The following is a 14,679-nucleotide window of genomic DNA, read 5'->3' as shown; positions in this document are numbered from 1 at the left end:
GTCTTTTTGGTTTCTTTTTTCATTTAAATGATTTACTGTTAAAATAAAGAAAAGAACAAATAAACCAAAGGGAGCGATTTTTATGTCAAAACGAGTCATTGTAATGAACTTTGATGCTAGTGCCAAAGCGTATCAAGCCTTTTCTGAAGTGAAACGGATGCATATGGAACGAAAGATCAAAGGAGAGCAAATGGCGGTTCTTACCCACACCAATGAAGGCGTGCATCAATTTAAAGTCGAGGATTTTCTTGATTTTACTGGAAACAATAAGACATCAACTGGTGGTTTGATCGGGATGCTCGTTGGTGTGTTAGGTGGGCCTTTGGGAATCATGTTGGGCTGGTTTGGCGGTAGTATGATCGGTGCTACTCGTGACGCAAAAGAGATCCAAAATGCGCAAATGCTCTTCGAACACGTCGGAAACCAAATTGGTGTAGGCGATACGGGGTTATTATTGATTGCCGATGAAGAGGACAATCGTCCTTTGAACCAACTGATCATGAATGAATTAGGCGGTGACATCACTCGTTTTGACTACGATGATGTCGAGGCAGAGATCGAGACGGCCAAAAAAGTCGAAGAATCCACCAAGGCACGTGTTCAAGAGGATTGGAAAAATTCCCATAACGATGAATCCGATAGCCAATCCGAGAAATAAAAACCGCAAGCTTCAATTGCAACTTGATTTCTTTTCCGCTAAAATTGGAAAGAGATGAAAGGAAAGAAGCTTATGGAATTAGAATTTTTAGGAACAGGTGCTGGAGTGCCTGCGAAACATCGAAACGTGACCAGCACTGCGTTACGATTATTAGATGAACGCAATGCCGTTTGGCTTTTTGATTGTGGCGAAGGGACACAAATGCAGATCTTGCATTCTACGATTAGACCGAGAAAGATTGAAAAAATCTTTATTACCCATCTTCATGGTGATCATATTTATGGATTGCCAGGATTGATCAGCAGCCGCTCCTTTCAAGGCGGAGACACACCTCTAGAGATTTATGGACCCAAGGGGATCAAAGCATACATTCAAACCGTTTTGCGGATTTCTCAGACGAAAGTCAGCTATCCATTGCATTTTTTTGAGATTGAAGAAGAAGGGATTCTTTTTAAAGATCAGCAATTTGAAGTATCTTGTCTGCGCCTTGATCACGGGATTGATAGTTTTGGCTATCGTATTGTCGAAGCAAGCCATCAAGGGGAGTTGCAAGTGCAAGCATTGCTTGAACTTGGGCTGAAACCTGGTCCTGTCTTCGGACGTTTGAAAAAAGGTGAAGTAGTTACCCTCGATGATGGTCGTCAAATCAATGGGGCAGATTTTTTAGGTCAAGCCAAAAAAGGACGGATCGTGACAATATTAGGTGACACCCGTAAATGTCAAAACGCCGTGCTTTTAGCGAAAGATGCGGATGTTTTGGTACATGAAAGTACCTTCAACAAAGAAGAAGCCAAGTTGGCTCGCGCTTATTTTCATTCGACGACGCGACAAGCTGCTGAAGTTGCCCAAGAAGCTCACGCCAAGCGTTTGCTATTGACCCATATCAGCGCGCGCTATGTTGGCAAAGATATTACAAATTTAGTAAATGAAGCAAAAGAAGTATTTCCGAATACGTTGATCGTCAAAGATTTTGATATTGTCGAGATCCCTTTTGCCGGAGAGGAAGAATCAGATGAACTTGGAGAATAAAGTTGTCGTTGTAACAGGTGGTTCTGCCGGACTTGGAGAACAAATCTGTTATGAAGCCGCAAAACGTGGTGCGATCGTCGTGACTTGTGCCCGGAGAACGAATTTGATCGGAAAAGTCAAAGAACAATGTATGGAATTAAGCGGCAAAGAAGCGTATGCGTTTCAATTGGACGTAGCAAATCCTGAAAGCGTGGAGCGCTTATTAGAAAAAATCAGTGAGAAAGTCGGAAAGATCGATGTCTTTGTCAATAATGCTGGCTACGGGATCTTTCAAGAGTTTACAGAGATGGATCCTGCGGTCATCCGTAATATGTTTGAAGTCAATGTACTTGGGATGATGGTTTTGACTCAGCAAGTTGCGATTCAAATGGCTGAACAAAAGCATGGTCATATCATAAACGTTGCTTCAATTGCGGGTAAGATAGCTACGCCGAAGACCGCAGTTTACTCTGCAACGAAATTTGCTGTACTTGGTTTTTCTAACGCCTTACGTTTAGAACTAAAACCACTGGGGATTAACGTAACAACGGTCAACCCAGGGCCGATCGAAACGGCATTCTTTGACCAAGCAGATCCTAGCGGTAGTTACTTATCATCGGTGGGCAGCCTTGTCCTTGAACCAAACAAATTGGCACAAACGATCGTCAAAGCCATGATTCATCCAAAACGAGAAATCAATCGCCCACATATTTTAGGGGCGGCAGCAAAACTGTATACACTGTTTCCTGCAATCGGGGATTATATGGCAGGAACGATGTTCAACAAAAAATAGGAGTTGAAACCCATGAAAAATCAATGGCGTGTTATCGTTGGTATTTTACTGATTTTAGTGATCGTTTTATTTGCGGTTGCAAACAATATGACTGTTCCGATCAATTTTGGCTTCACAACGATTCAATCGCCACTGATCTTAGTCATTATTGGTTCTGCTTTGTTAGGCGCATTGATTTTGTTGCTGGTTTCCACAAGTGCAATGTTCCGTCAAAAAAAAGAACTAAAACAATTGAGAAAAGAGCTCTCGGATTATCGCACGAATAACGAGAAAGTTCTGCAAGATGAACGAGAAGCCTTGGAACGAGAATATACCAACAAGCAGGCGGAGTTAGCAGCTAGGCAGCAACAACTCGACGATCAAGAAGCGCAACTTTCGTCACGTGCTGCAGGCGCCTCAACGCCGCCAACGATTGATGAAGAAATGAAGTCTTTTGAATCGCAAGCCTAGAATACATGAGAGCAATTAAGAAAAGAGTTTGCCGGCGCATCGTTCGCTGCAAGCTCTTTTTTGTGACATGAAAAAATAAATTGTTTCTTTCGTTGTTTTTCCTTTTTACATAAACTTTGCTATAATAACCTAGTTAGGAGTGATTTGGTGAAACGTGCAAATTTTCATTGGGTGCGACCGCAAGATAGCGAAGCTACCCCTGTATTTAAAGAATTGATCCAAGCAAGAAAGATTCCTGAGCGCATCGGCGCGTTGCTATGGCAAAGAAATATTCGAACAGCAGAAGCGCTAGACGCTTTTTTATCAACGGATCTGCAATACCTTCATGATCCGTTTCTCTTTCATGATATGGATAAGGCCGTGGAACGGATCCATGAAGCCATTTTAAATGGTGAGCGGATCTTGATTTATGGCGACTATGACGCAGATGGGATTACGAGCACCACCGTATTAAAAGAAACACTGGAGTTGCTAGGGGCTGAAGCTGAATATTATCTGCCCAATCGCTTTTCAGATGGGTATGGTCCCAACATAACTGTCTATCAAGATAAAATTGCGGCAGGGACTCAATTGATCATCACCGTTGATAATGGGGTATCTGGACATGAGGCAATTGCTTATGCTCAAGGGCAAGGGGTCGATGTGATCGTGACGGATCACCATGAACTTCCTGCAGAACTCCCAGAAGCCTTTGCCATCGTTCATCCCCGTCACCCTGAAGGAAACTATCCGTTTGGTGATTTAGCGGGAGTCGGTGTCGCATTTAAAGTGGCTTGTGCCCTATTAGAAGAAGTGCCCGTCGAACTGCTGGACCTTGTTGCAATTGGGACGATTGCTGATATGGTTTCTTTGACAGATGAGAATCGACTACTAGTCAGCAATGGCCTGAAAATGATCCAACAAACTGATCGGCTTGGTTTGAATGAGTTGTTGACGGTCAGTGGGTTGAAAAAACGAACAGTCAACGAAACCGATATTGGTTTTGCTGTTGGCCCCCGCCTCAATGCAATTGGTCGGTTGGAAGATCCTAATCCTGCTGTTCGTTTGTTAACCACATTTGATGAAGAAGAAGCAGTAACCTTAGCCAAGACATTAGATACGATCAATCAGCAGCGAAAAACTTTCGTTGAAGAAATCATGAAAGAAGCGCAAGAAAAAATCGACCCTGCCAATCATGTTCATCTGGTCGTAGGTGATAACTGGCACGAAGGGGTTTTAGGAATCGTAGCTGGACGTATCATGCAAAGTACCGGACAGCCCGTGATCGTTTTGACCAAAAAAGAAAATGGGTTAGCAAAAGGGTCAGGTAGAAGTGTCGCTGCGTTGAATCTATTTGAAATGTTGGCTACGATGAAAGACATGTTTACCAGTTTTGGTGGTCATCATGCGGCGGTCGGCTTAAGTATCCCGATTGATCATTTGGACATGTTACAAGCTCAGATGAATCGCTATGTGGAAGAAAATGGAATTGATCTTAGTCAGGGAATCCCCTTAGCGATCGATGAGGAACTGCCATTGGCGGAAGTATCGATCAACTTTATTGAGTCTTTAAACGTTTTAGCGCCTTTCGGAACGGACAATCCGTTACCGAAATTTCTGTTTTCCAATTTATCGACTCAAAATGCCCGCCAGATTGGTACCGAAAACCAGCACTTGAAGTTAGTGATGACAGATGAGTCCAATCTACAGCTAGATGTGATTGGCTTTGGTTTTGGAAAAGACTCAGTAGAGTTTGAAAATGATCGACTATCGATCGTTGGTCAGCTTTCAATCAATGAATGGAATGGCAACAAAAAACCGCAGCTGATGTTGGATGACTTTGCAGTGGAAGGGCTGCAGTTGTTTGATTATCGTTCGAAAAGGAGTCGGCAAGGTGTCTCTCTGGGAAATGAAACATTAGGGGTCGTTTTCAATAAGAAACTGCCTCGAGAGCTGCAAGGATTTTGTGGACAAACGATCTTATTCGACTCGGTGGCTGCTGTGAAAGATACATTTTGTGCTGGTCCGTTCCAAGAGATCGCGTTTTTAGATTGTCCTGCTGATATTGCTGTGATCAAAGAGGTCGTTCAAGCGCTTCATGCTTCAAGAATTGCGTTTGTGTTTTACTCGACGGAAGATGCCTATTTAGACGGGGTAGGCACCAGAGAGCAATATGGTCGGCTTTTTCAATTGATCAAGCAGCAGCCTCGTTTGGATATTCGCTACAAATTAAAGATGGTCGCTAACTATCTAAAAATTCCAGAAAAATTACTTATTTTTATGATTCAGGTGTTTTCTGAGCTGGAATTTGTTACAATACAAGATGGTGTTTTGAATAAAACGGCTGATCCTGTTTCTCGTCCGCTGACAGAGAGTCATTTGTATCAGCAACGACAAAAAATGATCAAAACAGAAGAATTTTTATTAATGAGTGATTTATCAACCCTACGTCAGTGGTTGACAGTCTAGGAGGAAAAAAAATGGATTTAAAAGAGTATATTGCTAGTATTCCGGATTATCCCCAAGAGGGAATTATTTTTCGGGACATCTCGCCGCTAATGGCTGATGGAGAAGCGTATCGTTATGCGACACAGCAGATCGTTGAGTATGCACAAGAAAAAGGCATCGATATGGTGGTAGGACCAGAAGCCCGCGGATTTATCGTTGGTTGCCCAGTTGCGTACCAGTTAGGTGTCGGCTTTGCCCCAGTACGTAAAAAAGGCAAATTGCCACGGGAAACCATTGAAGCAGAGTATGAAAAAGAGTATGGCGTGGATGTTTTGACGTTGCATGCCGATGCTATCAAACCAGGACAACGTGTCCTGATTTGTGACGATCTACTAGCAACTGGCGGAACGATCAAAGCAACGATTGAACTCGTAGAAAAACTAGGCGGTATCGTTGTGGGCTGTGCCTTTTTGATCGAACTAATGGATTTACATGGAAGAGATAAAATCCAAGGTGTTGAAATCAAGACGTTAATGGAATACTAAAAAAGAAGAAACAAAAAAGGACTCGCAGGAGTCCTTTTTTGTTTCTTCTGCCTTATGGCGTATGTAGGGGAAGGATCATGGTTCGTAACGATAAAAATCATGATCGTGATAATAATGGCGGTTACGTTTGCGCTCTGCTTGGCGGAATTTCTTTTCATCCCATAGCATGAACCAAAGCATCATTAGAGGACAAAAAATCAGAACAGCACTTAGAACGCCAAAATAGCCAATAACAATACCCATCAATAAAACCCATAACATAAAACCAAATCGACGAACTGCTTTCATCTCATTCACTCCTTAAATAATACGAACTTATGTTTGTATACTTATTATACGAATGTTTGTTCGGTTTGTAAAGAGGAAAGAAAAAAAATCTTCGTAAAAACGAAGATTTCCTAGTCAGCTCGTTGAGCATCAAAGCAGATGTCGATACAACCCAACAACCAATCCTAAAATCGTTACGTCAGGCAAAATGATTGGTTCTAAGTAATCATTTTCCGGTTGTAAACGAATGTAATTCTTTTCTTTATAGAATCGTTTGCAAGTAGCTTCATCTTCATCTGTCATAGCGATCACAATATCACCATTTTGCGCACTTTGTTGTTTGCGAACGATCACTTGATCGCCGTCAAGGATGCCAGCATTGATCATACTTTCTCCTCGGATCGTCAACATAAACAAACTACCGGTACTATTTGCTAAATCTGGCGGAATCGGAAAGAAATCGGATGCATCTTCCACTGCTAAAATCGGTTCTCCCGCAGTTACGACACCAAGCATCGGAATGGATGCTGGCTGAACATCGATTTTTTCAAGACCGGAAGAAGTTAATTCAATGGCTCTGGGTTTTGTAGGATCTCGCAAGATCAACCCCTTTTTTTCAAGTCGGGACAAATGGCCATGAACAGTTGAGGTAGAAGATAACTGAACGGCTTCGCCAATTTCGCGAACAGTCGGCGGATAGCCTTTTTCAGTGACACGGGTATGAATGAACTTAAGAATTTCGATTTGTCGATTTTCTGTTCGTTTTGCCAAAACTGACACCTTCTTTCATTTGATAACATTAGTGTACCATAGGTATATCGAATATTCAAACAAATGTTCGCTTTTTACACTATTGTTTTTATTCGCTAGTTTGTAGTAAAATCAAGAGGGAAAAGGAGGAACGAATATGCTATCTCAAGAAAAATTAGCTCGAATCAATGAACTTGCCAACAAGAAAAAAACAGAGGGTTTGACTGAGGCAGAAACGAACGAACAAAAAGTTCTACGTGACGAGTATTTAACCGCCTTTCGTGGAGGAATGCGTCACCATATCGAAGGAATGAAGATCGTTGATCCTGAAGGTGCTGATGTGACACCAGAGAAATTAAAAGATATTCAAAAGAAAAAAGGTCTCCACGGCAGATAATTGTGAATTCCTTTTCATTGCTATTGAAATAAGCATCTGAATCACGTATAATAAAAGATGTAATAAAGGTAAAAAAAACCTAAATTAGGAGGAACTACCATTGTTTGATAAAATCGATCAATTAGGAGTGAACACCCTTCGTACATTAAGTATCGAAGCCGTACAAAAAGCCAATTCAGGACATCCAGGATTACCGATGGGGGCAGCACCCATGGCCTATGCCTTGTGGACCAAACACTTGAAAGTCAATCCAACGACTTCTCGCAAGTGGGTGGATCGTGACCGTTTTGTTTTGTCTGCTGGACACGGTTCGGCGTTATTGTACAGCTTGTTGCATGTGTCTGGTTACGATGTGACCATTGAGGATCTAAAAAACTTCCGTCAATGGGATAGCCGCACGCCAGGACATCCAGAAGTCGATCACACAGACGGCGTGGAAGCAACCACTGGACCTTTAGGACAAGGGATCGCCATGGCAGTCGGTATGGCAATGGCCGAAGCCCACTTGGCTGCAACCTACAATCGCGACAAGTATCAAGTCATCGATCACTATACCTATGCCTTATGTGGCGATGGGGATTTGATGGAAGGTGTTTCGCAAGAAGCTGCATCCATGGCGGGTCACATGAAATTAGATAAACTGATCGTCTTGTACGATTCAAATGACATTTCCCTAGATGGTCCGACTTCAAAAGCCTTTACAGAAAATGTCGGTGCGCGTTTTGAAGCGTATGGCTGGCAACACATTCTCGTTGAAGACGGCAATGATTTAGAAGCAATCTCAAAAGCGATCGACGAAGCAAAAGCTGAAAGCGACAAACCAACCTTGATCGAAATCAAGACTGTGATCGGATACGGTGCGCCAAATCAAGGCACCTCTGCCGTTCATGGTGCGCCGATCGGTGCCGAAGGCATTTCTGCAGCTAAAGCGATTTATGGTTGGGAATACCCAGAATTTACTGTACCTGAAGAAGTTGCCGCGCGCTTCAAAGAAACCATGGTCGATGAAGGGCAAAAAGCTGAAGCCGCTTGGAACGAAACTTTCCGTGCTTATGAAGCAGCCTACCCAGAACTTGCTGCGCAATTCAAACAAGCCTTTGCGGGTGAATTGCCAGCAGATTGGGATGCAACATTACCAAGCTACGAAGTTGGCAGCTCACAAGCTAGTCGGGTTTCTAGCAAAGAGATGATCCAAGCCTTATCCAAAGCCGTCCCTAGTCTCTGGGGTGGATCGGCTGACCTTTCTGGCTCCAACAACACGATGGTGGCAGCAGAAAAAGACTTTGAACCTGGCCAATACGAAGGCCGCAACATTTGGTTTGGTGTCCGAGAATTTGCGATGGCGGCAGCCATGAACGGCATCCAATTGCATGGCGGTACGCGAATCTATGGCGGAACCTTCTTCGTCTTCGTTGATTACTTGCGTCCAGCGGTGCGCTTGTCTGCGATCCAGCATGCACCTGTGATCTATGTCTTGACGCATGACTCCGTGGCGGTGGGAGAAGATGGACCGACGCATGAGCCAATCGAGCAATTAGCCAGCGTCCGGTGCATGCCAAATGTCCAAGTGATTCGTCCAGCAGACGGCAATGAAACCCGTGCTGCCTGGAAATTGGCCATGACGACAACGGATAAACCAACGGTCTTAGTCTTAAGCCGACAAAATCTACCAGTGATCGAAGGCACGCAAACCGGTGCGGATGAAAATGTCGCAAAAGGTGGCTACGTGATTTCAAAACAAGCTGGTGAAACACCAGCGGGGATTTTGATCGCCACAGGTTCTGAAGTGAATCTTGCGGTTCAAGCACAAGCTAAATTGGCAGAAGAAGGCATCGATGTATCGGTGGTCTCCTTACCAAGCTTTGATCTGTTTGAAGCGCAAAGCTCAGAATACAAAGAAAGCGTCTTGCCAAAAGCAGTGAAGAAACGGGTAGCGATTGAAGCGGCTTCCCCATTTGGTTGGGAACGTTACACCGGTTGCCATGGAAAAGTGATCGCGATCGATCACTTCGGTGCATCAGCACCTGGCGACAAAGTATTAGCAGAATTCGGCTTTAGTGTTGAAAATGTTGTGAATACTTTTAAATCAATCGATTAATTGATCGACAATCAATCAAAGCTAGCACGTTCGAGAATCTTTTCGATTTTCGAGCGTGTTTTTTTCGAGTACTGCTCACTCTGAAAGTGCCAGAGTGACTTATTTAAGGTAGTAGTGGCTAAGATTTCTGAAAAATGGTTTCACCACAAGATATAGACTCTTTTAAATAGTAAGAGAGAAGCAATACAATTCCATTCTAATAGTTTTTTTAAAAACTTCTCAGTAATTAACAAACTGAGAGGGATGTCCAGAAAGTTTTTTAAAAGTCTTTTGTCGGGTCGGAAGTGAACATTGTTTGCACTGCTAGGCATTTTTCCGTATAATAGCTGTATTGATTTATTTGAAAAAACGTACAGTTACTGGAGGAAAAAGATGGGAAGTTATCAAACAAGAAGTGAAAGACATCATCAACCAAAGAAGACGATGAAAAGACCTAGTAAAAAGGCGGTGGTCTCTTTGATGGGTGCAGGAATGATGTTAGCGCCAATGACGGTCACTTTCGTTCCTCAACAGGTACAAGCTGCTGAGAATCAATATGCGACGCAGGACATCTCAGGGTTCATCGAACAAATTGGCTGGTCAGCACAAGATGTTGCTGCCAACAATGATCTATATGCTTCTGTGATGATCGCTCAAGCGATTTTGGAAAGCGGCTATGGTTCTTCCGCATTATCCAATGCCCCCTATTACAATTTATTTGGGGTCAAAGGCAGTTACAACGGACAAAGTGTGTATATGCCTACCCAAGAGTATTTGAATGGTCAGTGGGTAGAGATGAATGAACCGTTTCGTCAATATAACTCTTATTGGGAATCGTTTCAGGATCATGCGAACGTCTTGCGAAGTACAAGTTTCGCGACAGGGACTGCTCATTACAGTGGTGTCTGGAAAAGCCAAACAACCTCATTTTATGATGCAACGAATTACTTGACGGGACGTTATGCTACCGATCCAGGTTACGCACAAAAACTGAACTGGTTGATCGAAACCTATCAGCTTACACGGTTCGATACAGGAACGACACAAAATACAGCCTGGACAAACACAACTAGCACAACGACCAGCGAAACAACGACGACCACGTATTCAGGTAGTACATCTTCAGCACAGAGCTATCAAGTTGCTTCTGGGGATACGCTTTGGGATATCGCCAACCGATTTGGAACAACCGTTGATGCGTTGATGGCATCGAATGGATTATCCAGTGAGATCATCGTTATCGGACAAGAGTTGATCGTATAAGTAAGTTAAAAACCTTAAGATGGATTGCTACAATTGCAGCCAATCTTAAGGTTTTTTTGACGTGGCAATCAAACTCTGGTCAGTGGAAATAGAACAAAGTATAAAACTATATGAAAAAAAATTTGAAATTGCTTACTTTTTATTCGCAACTCCGAGGTATTTTAGGTAGAATGGAAGAATAAGAACGGGAGGGATTTTCAATGACAAAAATCTATCAATCGGTCAATGAATTAGTTGGTCATACGCCAATCGTCAAATTAAATCATATCGTAGAAGAAGGTTCTGCTGATGTGTATGTGAAATTAGAGTTTTTCAATCCTGGGGGTAGCGTAAAGGACAGAATTGCTTTAGCCATGATTGAAAAAGCCGAAAAAAGCGGCTTATTGAAAGCCGGCGATACGATTATCGAGCCAACCTCAGGAAATACGGGGATCGGTTTAGCCATGATCGGTACGGCAAAAGGCTATCGGGTTGTGTTGGTTATGCCAGAAACGATGAGTATCGAAAGACGGAAAATCGTACAAGCTTATGGTGCAGAGTTGATTTTGACGCCTGGGTCTGAAGGGATCACAGGATCCATTAACAAAGCAAAAGAATTAGCGGAGCAAGACGGCTACTATATGCCATTACAATTTGAAAATCCAGCTAACCCAGAAATTCATGAAAAAACGACAGGAAAAGAAATTGAGGATGCATTTGAATCAAAAGGTTTAGATGCTTTTGTCGCTGGAATCGGCACTGGTGGAACGATCACTGGAGCGGGCAAAGAACTGAAGCGCGTCTATCCTAATTTGAAAATAGTTGGTGTTGAGCCTGCTGAATCTGCGATTTTAGAAGGTGGTAAGCCAGGACCGCATAAGATTCAAGGGATCGGTACTGGATTTGTCCCTAAAGTATTAGATACCGAAATTTATGATCAAGTCATTGCAATTGCCAGTGACGATGCGATGAAAACTGCACGGCAAGTTGGGATGAAAGAAGGGATTTTAGTTGGAATCTCTTCAGGGGCTGCGATCCAAGCTGCTTTACAGGTAGCAAAAGAACTAGGCAAAGGCAAAAAAGTTTTAGCAATCGTGCCTGACAATGGCGAACGTTATTTGTCCACAGCACTGTATCAGTTTGAAGACTAACAATCGAGAGAAAGCAGGCATTGAAATGTCTGCTTTTCTTTCTCGAAAAAAGGGGACGGAAGCGGGCTGAAAAAAGCGTTTTGCCTTTGAAAAAATAAGGAAAGCTGTTTGAATTTTTAGGTTTTACATAGTATGATAGGTGAGATAAGAGAAATGGAGGAACTCCTGTGAGTACGATCTACGATGAAGCGATCAAACGATTAAAACATGAAAATATTCGTATTACACCGCAGCGAGTAGCGATATTAGAGTTTTTAGCCAGTCACGATGCCCATCCGACCGCTGAAGAGATTTATCGAGCGATTGAAGTTCATTTTCCTGGTATTAGTGTCGCAACGGTATACAATAACTTACGTTTGTTCACAGAAATTGGCTTTGTAAAAGAAATGAATTATGGAGATGCCTCCAGTCGTTTTGATTTTACAACGGAGCCTCATTATCATGCTATCTGCCAAAAGTGTGGAAAGATCGCTGATTTTTACTATCCAGGATTGGAAGATGTCGAAATGGCGGCTTCGAAATTAACTGGGTATCAAATAAATAACCATCGACTAGAAGTTTATGGTCTATGTCCCGAATGCCAAGTGAAAGAGGAGGAAACAAAATGAAGATAATTTCTACAGATCAAGCACCACAAGCAATCGGTCCTTATGTTCAAGCAAAAATCGCAAACGGCTTTTTGTTTGCTTCTGGTCAAGTGCCATTAGATCCTGTTTCGGGGGAAGTTGTCGGTACGACGATTGAAGTACAGACTCAGCAAGTATTGAAAAATATCAACGCGATTCTTGAAGCGGCGGAACTTACGCCAGATGACATCGTTAAGACGACATGTTTTTTAAAAAATATGAATGATTTCGTTCCTTTCAATAATACCTATAGCACATTGTTCAATGAAGAGTTACCTGCACGTTCTGCTGTAGAAGTTGCCCGCTTGCCAAAAGATGTTTTGGTTGAAGTTGAGATCATCGCAGCAGTCAAAGAAAAAGCGTAACCAAGAATGAATCGTGGGACGTCCGCCTTTGCGTCGTCCCCTTTTTATTGGATCGATCCTGGACCAAAGGATCATAGAGTTTCAGGTGAATCAAGGAGAAGAGGATACAGTATGGTTTCGTTAAAGGACTATTTAGCAAAAGGGCAAACAACGATATCAAATTTGCTTTTAGAAAATTACCATCATCTTGGATTGACAAATGACGAATTTTTGTTATGGCTGCAGTTGTATCGCAGTCATGAGCAAGGAAATGATTTCCCTGATTTACGTGAGATTGCCTCTGTGATGGGGAGTGATCAAAAAGAAATTTATCATTGGTTAAATCAATTACTTAAAAAAGATGTACTGCGAATGGAATCAAAAAAAGATGCTGCCGGAAAAATGGTTGATTATTATGATTTCACAGGAATCTATGACCGTTTAGAATTTCTCTTGACACAGCAATCGAAAAATGAGGCAGTAGAATCAAATGAAGAAAAAATCCGTGGGTTATATCGCTTGTTTGAAGGCGAGTTTGGTCGGCCATTGTCAGCAATCGAATACCAGCGGATCGGGCAGTGGTTGGATGAGGACCATTACGATCCGGAACTGATTCAGTTTGCTTTGCGAGAAGCGGTTTTGAATCAGGCTTATAGCTTAAATTACATCGATCGTATCTTACTTTCTTGGGAACGTAAGAATATCACGTCGAAAGCGCAAGTTGAGGAAGAACAAAAAAGAAGAAAAAAACAATTTCTTCAAAATGAGAATATTTCACAGGAAGAAGGGCCAATGCCCAAAATCCCTATGCATAATTGGTTAGAAGGAGAGTAACAGACAAGGAGTTCAAATAGTCCTATGATCAGCAAAGAAAAAACAATGATCGCCATCGAAACAATGTACGAGATGTTTCCCGAAGCGCATGGTGAATTGGTATCCAAAAATGCGTTTGAATTATTGATCGCAGTCATTTTAAGTGCGCAAGCAACAGATGTCTCGGTAAATAAAGTCACCCCGGCACTTTTTGAGGCTTATCCTACACCGCAAGCTTTGAGCGAAGCACCTTTAGAAGATGTGATTGCAAAAATCAAGTCGATCGGTCTGTATCGAAACAAGGCAAAAAATATCAAAGCTTGTGCTTCGGAACTATTGCTACGTTTTGGTGGTGAAGTGCCGAAAACAAGAGAAGATTTGGTTTCTTTGCCAGGTGTCGGCAGAAAAACTGCGAATGTGGTACTTGGTGATGCCTATGGGATACCGGCAATCGCTGTCGATACCCACGTCGAACGGGTGTCAAAAAGATTGCGCATTTGTAAATTAGATGCCAATGTACTAGAAGTTGAACAAACGTTGATGAAAAAGATTCCCGAACCATTATGGGTCAAAACCCACCATACGATGATTTTCTTTGGCCGTTATCATTGTACCGCGAGGGCGCCAAAGTGTGAGATTTGCCCGTTGTTGGCGATGTGCCAAGAAGGAAAACTTCGGATGAAGGGGAAGAAAACCATTTAATGGTGAACATAGACCAAAAGTATCTAGGATCAAGACGCTAAGCGAAATCGCTTAGCGTTTTTTTTTGCACAAATTGATAAAAGAACAGGTGATTAACGTAATACCCTTTATTGAAGCCCTTTCAAGTAACTGGAAAAACATAAGCTTACTGAATTTTTTTTTACACCACTCAAAATCAGGTGTTTTTTCACAAAGAGATCGTGTGGGGGGGATGCTCGATGCGAAATGAACCTTCCAATACGCCTTTTTTTGAAACTATTTGTAAGCTTAGTATGATGGGCTTCTTTCGCAAAATTTTTACCCTTTCTTTTTATAAAAATGCTTATTTTTAGTCACTGGAAAAACATAAGCTTACTGAATTTTTTTTTACACCACTCAAAATCAGGTGTTTTTTCACAAAGAGATCGTGTGGGGGGGATGCTCGATGCG

Annotated in this window: 16 protein-coding genes; 14 read left to right on the top strand and 2 right to left on the bottom strand. The window is 42.4% G+C overall.

The features are described from left to right. The first annotated feature begins 82 nt into the window (after positions 1 to 82). From A5877_RS16985 to A5877_RS16960, 6 genes are all read left to right on the top strand, one after another. Positions 83 to 658 (top strand): DUF456 domain-containing protein, encoded by a 576-nt coding sequence (locus A5877_RS16985; RefSeq protein ID WP_005236092.1) that lies wholly within the window; start codon positions 83 to 85, stop codon positions 656 to 658. Between the two features lie 72 nt (positions 659 to 730). Beyond that, the gene (gene rnz / locus A5877_RS16980) at positions 731 to 1,687 is read left to right on the top strand and encodes a ribonuclease Z (protein ID WP_034872611.1); all 957 of its coding nucleotides are present in this window, start codon (positions 731 to 733) and stop codon (positions 1,685 to 1,687) included. After that, positions 1,671 to 2,459, top strand: coding sequence for an SDR family oxidoreductase (locus A5877_RS16975; protein ID WP_016612306.1), 789 nt, complete (start codon positions 1,671 to 1,673; stop codon positions 2,457 to 2,459). The genes rnz and A5877_RS16975 overlap by 17 nt, the downstream gene beginning before the upstream one ends. A gap of 12 nt (positions 2,460 to 2,471) precedes the next feature. Then, positions 2,472 to 2,909, top strand: coding sequence for a lipopolysaccharide assembly protein LapA domain-containing protein (locus A5877_RS16970; RefSeq protein WP_086299461.1), 438 nt, complete (start codon positions 2,472 to 2,474; stop codon positions 2,907 to 2,909). Between the two features lie 147 nt (positions 2,910 to 3,056). Then, positions 3,057 to 5,357, top strand: a complete 2,301-nt coding sequence (gene recJ / locus A5877_RS16965) for a single-stranded-DNA-specific exonuclease RecJ (RefSeq protein ID WP_061054150.1) — start codon at positions 3,057 to 3,059, stop codon at positions 5,355 to 5,357. A gap of 11 nt (positions 5,358 to 5,368) precedes the next feature. Next, positions 5,369 to 5,881, top strand: a complete 513-nt coding sequence (locus A5877_RS16960; RefSeq protein ID WP_005226167.1) for an adenine phosphoribosyltransferase — start codon at positions 5,369 to 5,371, stop codon at positions 5,879 to 5,881. A 75-nt stretch (positions 5,882 to 5,956) separates the two neighbouring features. On the opposite strand, the gene A5877_RS16955 is transcribed toward A5877_RS16960, so the two are convergent. After that, positions 5,957 to 6,169: a hypothetical protein gene (locus tag A5877_RS16955; RefSeq protein WP_005236082.1), complete on the bottom strand. Its 213-nt coding sequence runs from the start codon at positions 6,167 to 6,169 to the stop codon at positions 5,957 to 5,959. A 129-nt stretch (positions 6,170 to 6,298) separates the two neighbouring features. Further along, a complete protein-coding gene (gene lexA / locus A5877_RS16950) occupies positions 6,299 to 6,919 on the bottom strand; it encodes a transcriptional repressor LexA (protein WP_008381880.1) in 621 nt (206 codons plus the stop codon). Between the two features lie 136 nt (positions 6,920 to 7,055). Here lexA and A5877_RS16945 point away from each other — a divergent pair, with 136 nt between their 5' ends. The 8 genes from A5877_RS16945 (at position 7,056) to nth (ending at position 14,250) form a co-directional block, all read left to right on the top strand. Then, positions 7,056 to 7,295 (top strand): DUF896 family protein, encoded by a 240-nt coding sequence (locus A5877_RS16945; protein ID WP_086316104.1) that lies wholly within the window; start codon positions 7,056 to 7,058, stop codon positions 7,293 to 7,295. A gap of 100 nt (positions 7,296 to 7,395) precedes the next feature. Continuing rightward, positions 7,396 to 9,393 carry a transketolase gene (tkt, locus tag A5877_RS16940; RefSeq protein WP_086317481.1) on the top strand — a complete coding sequence of 666 codons (1,998 nt, stop codon included), beginning with the start codon at positions 7,396 to 7,398 and terminating at the stop codon, positions 9,391 to 9,393. 372 nt (positions 9,394 to 9,765) lie between these two features. After that, the gene (locus tag A5877_RS16935; protein WP_016611726.1) at positions 9,766 to 10,635 is read left to right on the top strand and encodes a glucosaminidase domain-containing protein; all 870 of its coding nucleotides are present in this window, start codon (positions 9,766 to 9,768) and stop codon (positions 10,633 to 10,635) included. A gap of 200 nt (positions 10,636 to 10,835) precedes the next feature. Next, on the top strand, positions 10,836 to 11,765 hold the full coding sequence (gene cysK, locus A5877_RS16930) for a cysteine synthase A (RefSeq protein WP_005236064.1): 930 nt from the start codon (positions 10,836 to 10,838) through the stop codon (positions 11,763 to 11,765). A 167-nt stretch (positions 11,766 to 11,932) separates the two neighbouring features. Beyond that, positions 11,933 to 12,373: a Fur family transcriptional regulator gene (locus tag A5877_RS16925; protein WP_005226158.1), complete on the top strand. Its 441-nt coding sequence runs from the start codon at positions 11,933 to 11,935 to the stop codon at positions 12,371 to 12,373. Beyond that, positions 12,370 to 12,756 carry a RidA family protein gene (locus A5877_RS16920; protein WP_005236057.1) on the top strand — a complete coding sequence of 129 codons (387 nt, stop codon included), beginning with the start codon at positions 12,370 to 12,372 and terminating at the stop codon, positions 12,754 to 12,756. Before A5877_RS16925 ends, A5877_RS16920 begins: the two co-directional genes overlap by 4 nt. A gap of 111 nt (positions 12,757 to 12,867) precedes the next feature. Beyond that, positions 12,868 to 13,569 (top strand): DnaD domain protein, encoded by a 702-nt coding sequence (locus tag A5877_RS16915; RefSeq protein WP_005236055.1) that lies wholly within the window; start codon positions 12,868 to 12,870, stop codon positions 13,567 to 13,569. Positions 13,570 to 13,593: 24 nt separating this feature from the next. Beyond that, a complete protein-coding gene (gene nth, locus A5877_RS16910) occupies positions 13,594 to 14,250 on the top strand; it encodes an endonuclease III (RefSeq protein ID WP_005236053.1) in 657 nt (218 codons plus the stop codon). The last annotated feature ends 429 nt before the right edge of the window (positions 14,251 to 14,679 follow it).

This window comes from Enterococcus sp. 3C7_DIV0644 (assembly GCF_002141235.1).
GTDB lineage: Bacteria > Bacillota > Bacilli > Lactobacillales > Enterococcaceae > Enterococcus_D > Enterococcus_D entomosocium.
Note: the sequence above shows the minus strand (reverse complement) of the source record. Positions and strands in the feature narration are given on the sequence as shown.

Excerpts from the sequence above, each read along its gene's own strand:
- A5877_RS16975 (WP_016612306.1), top strand. The coding sequence starts at position 1,671 with ATGAACTTGGAGAATAAAGTTGTCGTTGTAACAGGTGGTTCTGCCGGA.
- A5877_RS16955 (WP_005236082.1), bottom strand. The coding sequence starts at position 6,169 with ATGAAAGCAGTTCGTCGATTTGGTTTTATGTTATGGGTTTTATTGATG.
- A5877_RS16935 (WP_016611726.1), top strand. The coding sequence starts at position 9,766 with ATGGGAAGTTATCAAACAAGAAGTGAAAGACATCATCAACCAAAGAAG.
- rnz (WP_034872611.1), top strand. The coding sequence starts at position 731 with ATGGAATTAGAATTTTTAGGAACAGGTGCTGGAGTGCCTGCGAAACAT.
- A5877_RS16915 (WP_005236055.1), top strand. The coding sequence starts at position 12,868 with ATGGTTTCGTTAAAGGACTATTTAGCAAAAGGGCAAACAACGATATCA.
- nth (WP_005236053.1), top strand. The coding sequence starts at position 13,594 with ATGATCAGCAAAGAAAAAACAATGATCGCCATCGAAACAATGTACGAG.
- A5877_RS16945 (WP_086316104.1), top strand. The coding sequence starts at position 7,056 with ATGCTATCTCAAGAAAAATTAGCTCGAATCAATGAACTTGCCAACAAG.
- A5877_RS16970 (WP_086299461.1), top strand. The coding sequence starts at position 2,472 with ATGAAAAATCAATGGCGTGTTATCGTTGGTATTTTACTGATTTTAGTG.
- A5877_RS16920 (WP_005236057.1), top strand. The coding sequence starts at position 12,370 with ATGAAGATAATTTCTACAGATCAAGCACCACAAGCAATCGGTCCTTAT.
- A5877_RS16960 (WP_005226167.1), top strand. The coding sequence starts at position 5,369 with ATGGATTTAAAAGAGTATATTGCTAGTATTCCGGATTATCCCCAAGAG.
- A5877_RS16985 (WP_005236092.1), top strand. The coding sequence starts at position 83 with ATGTCAAAACGAGTCATTGTAATGAACTTTGATGCTAGTGCCAAAGCG.
- cysK (WP_005236064.1), top strand. The coding sequence starts at position 10,836 with ATGACAAAAATCTATCAATCGGTCAATGAATTAGTTGGTCATACGCCA.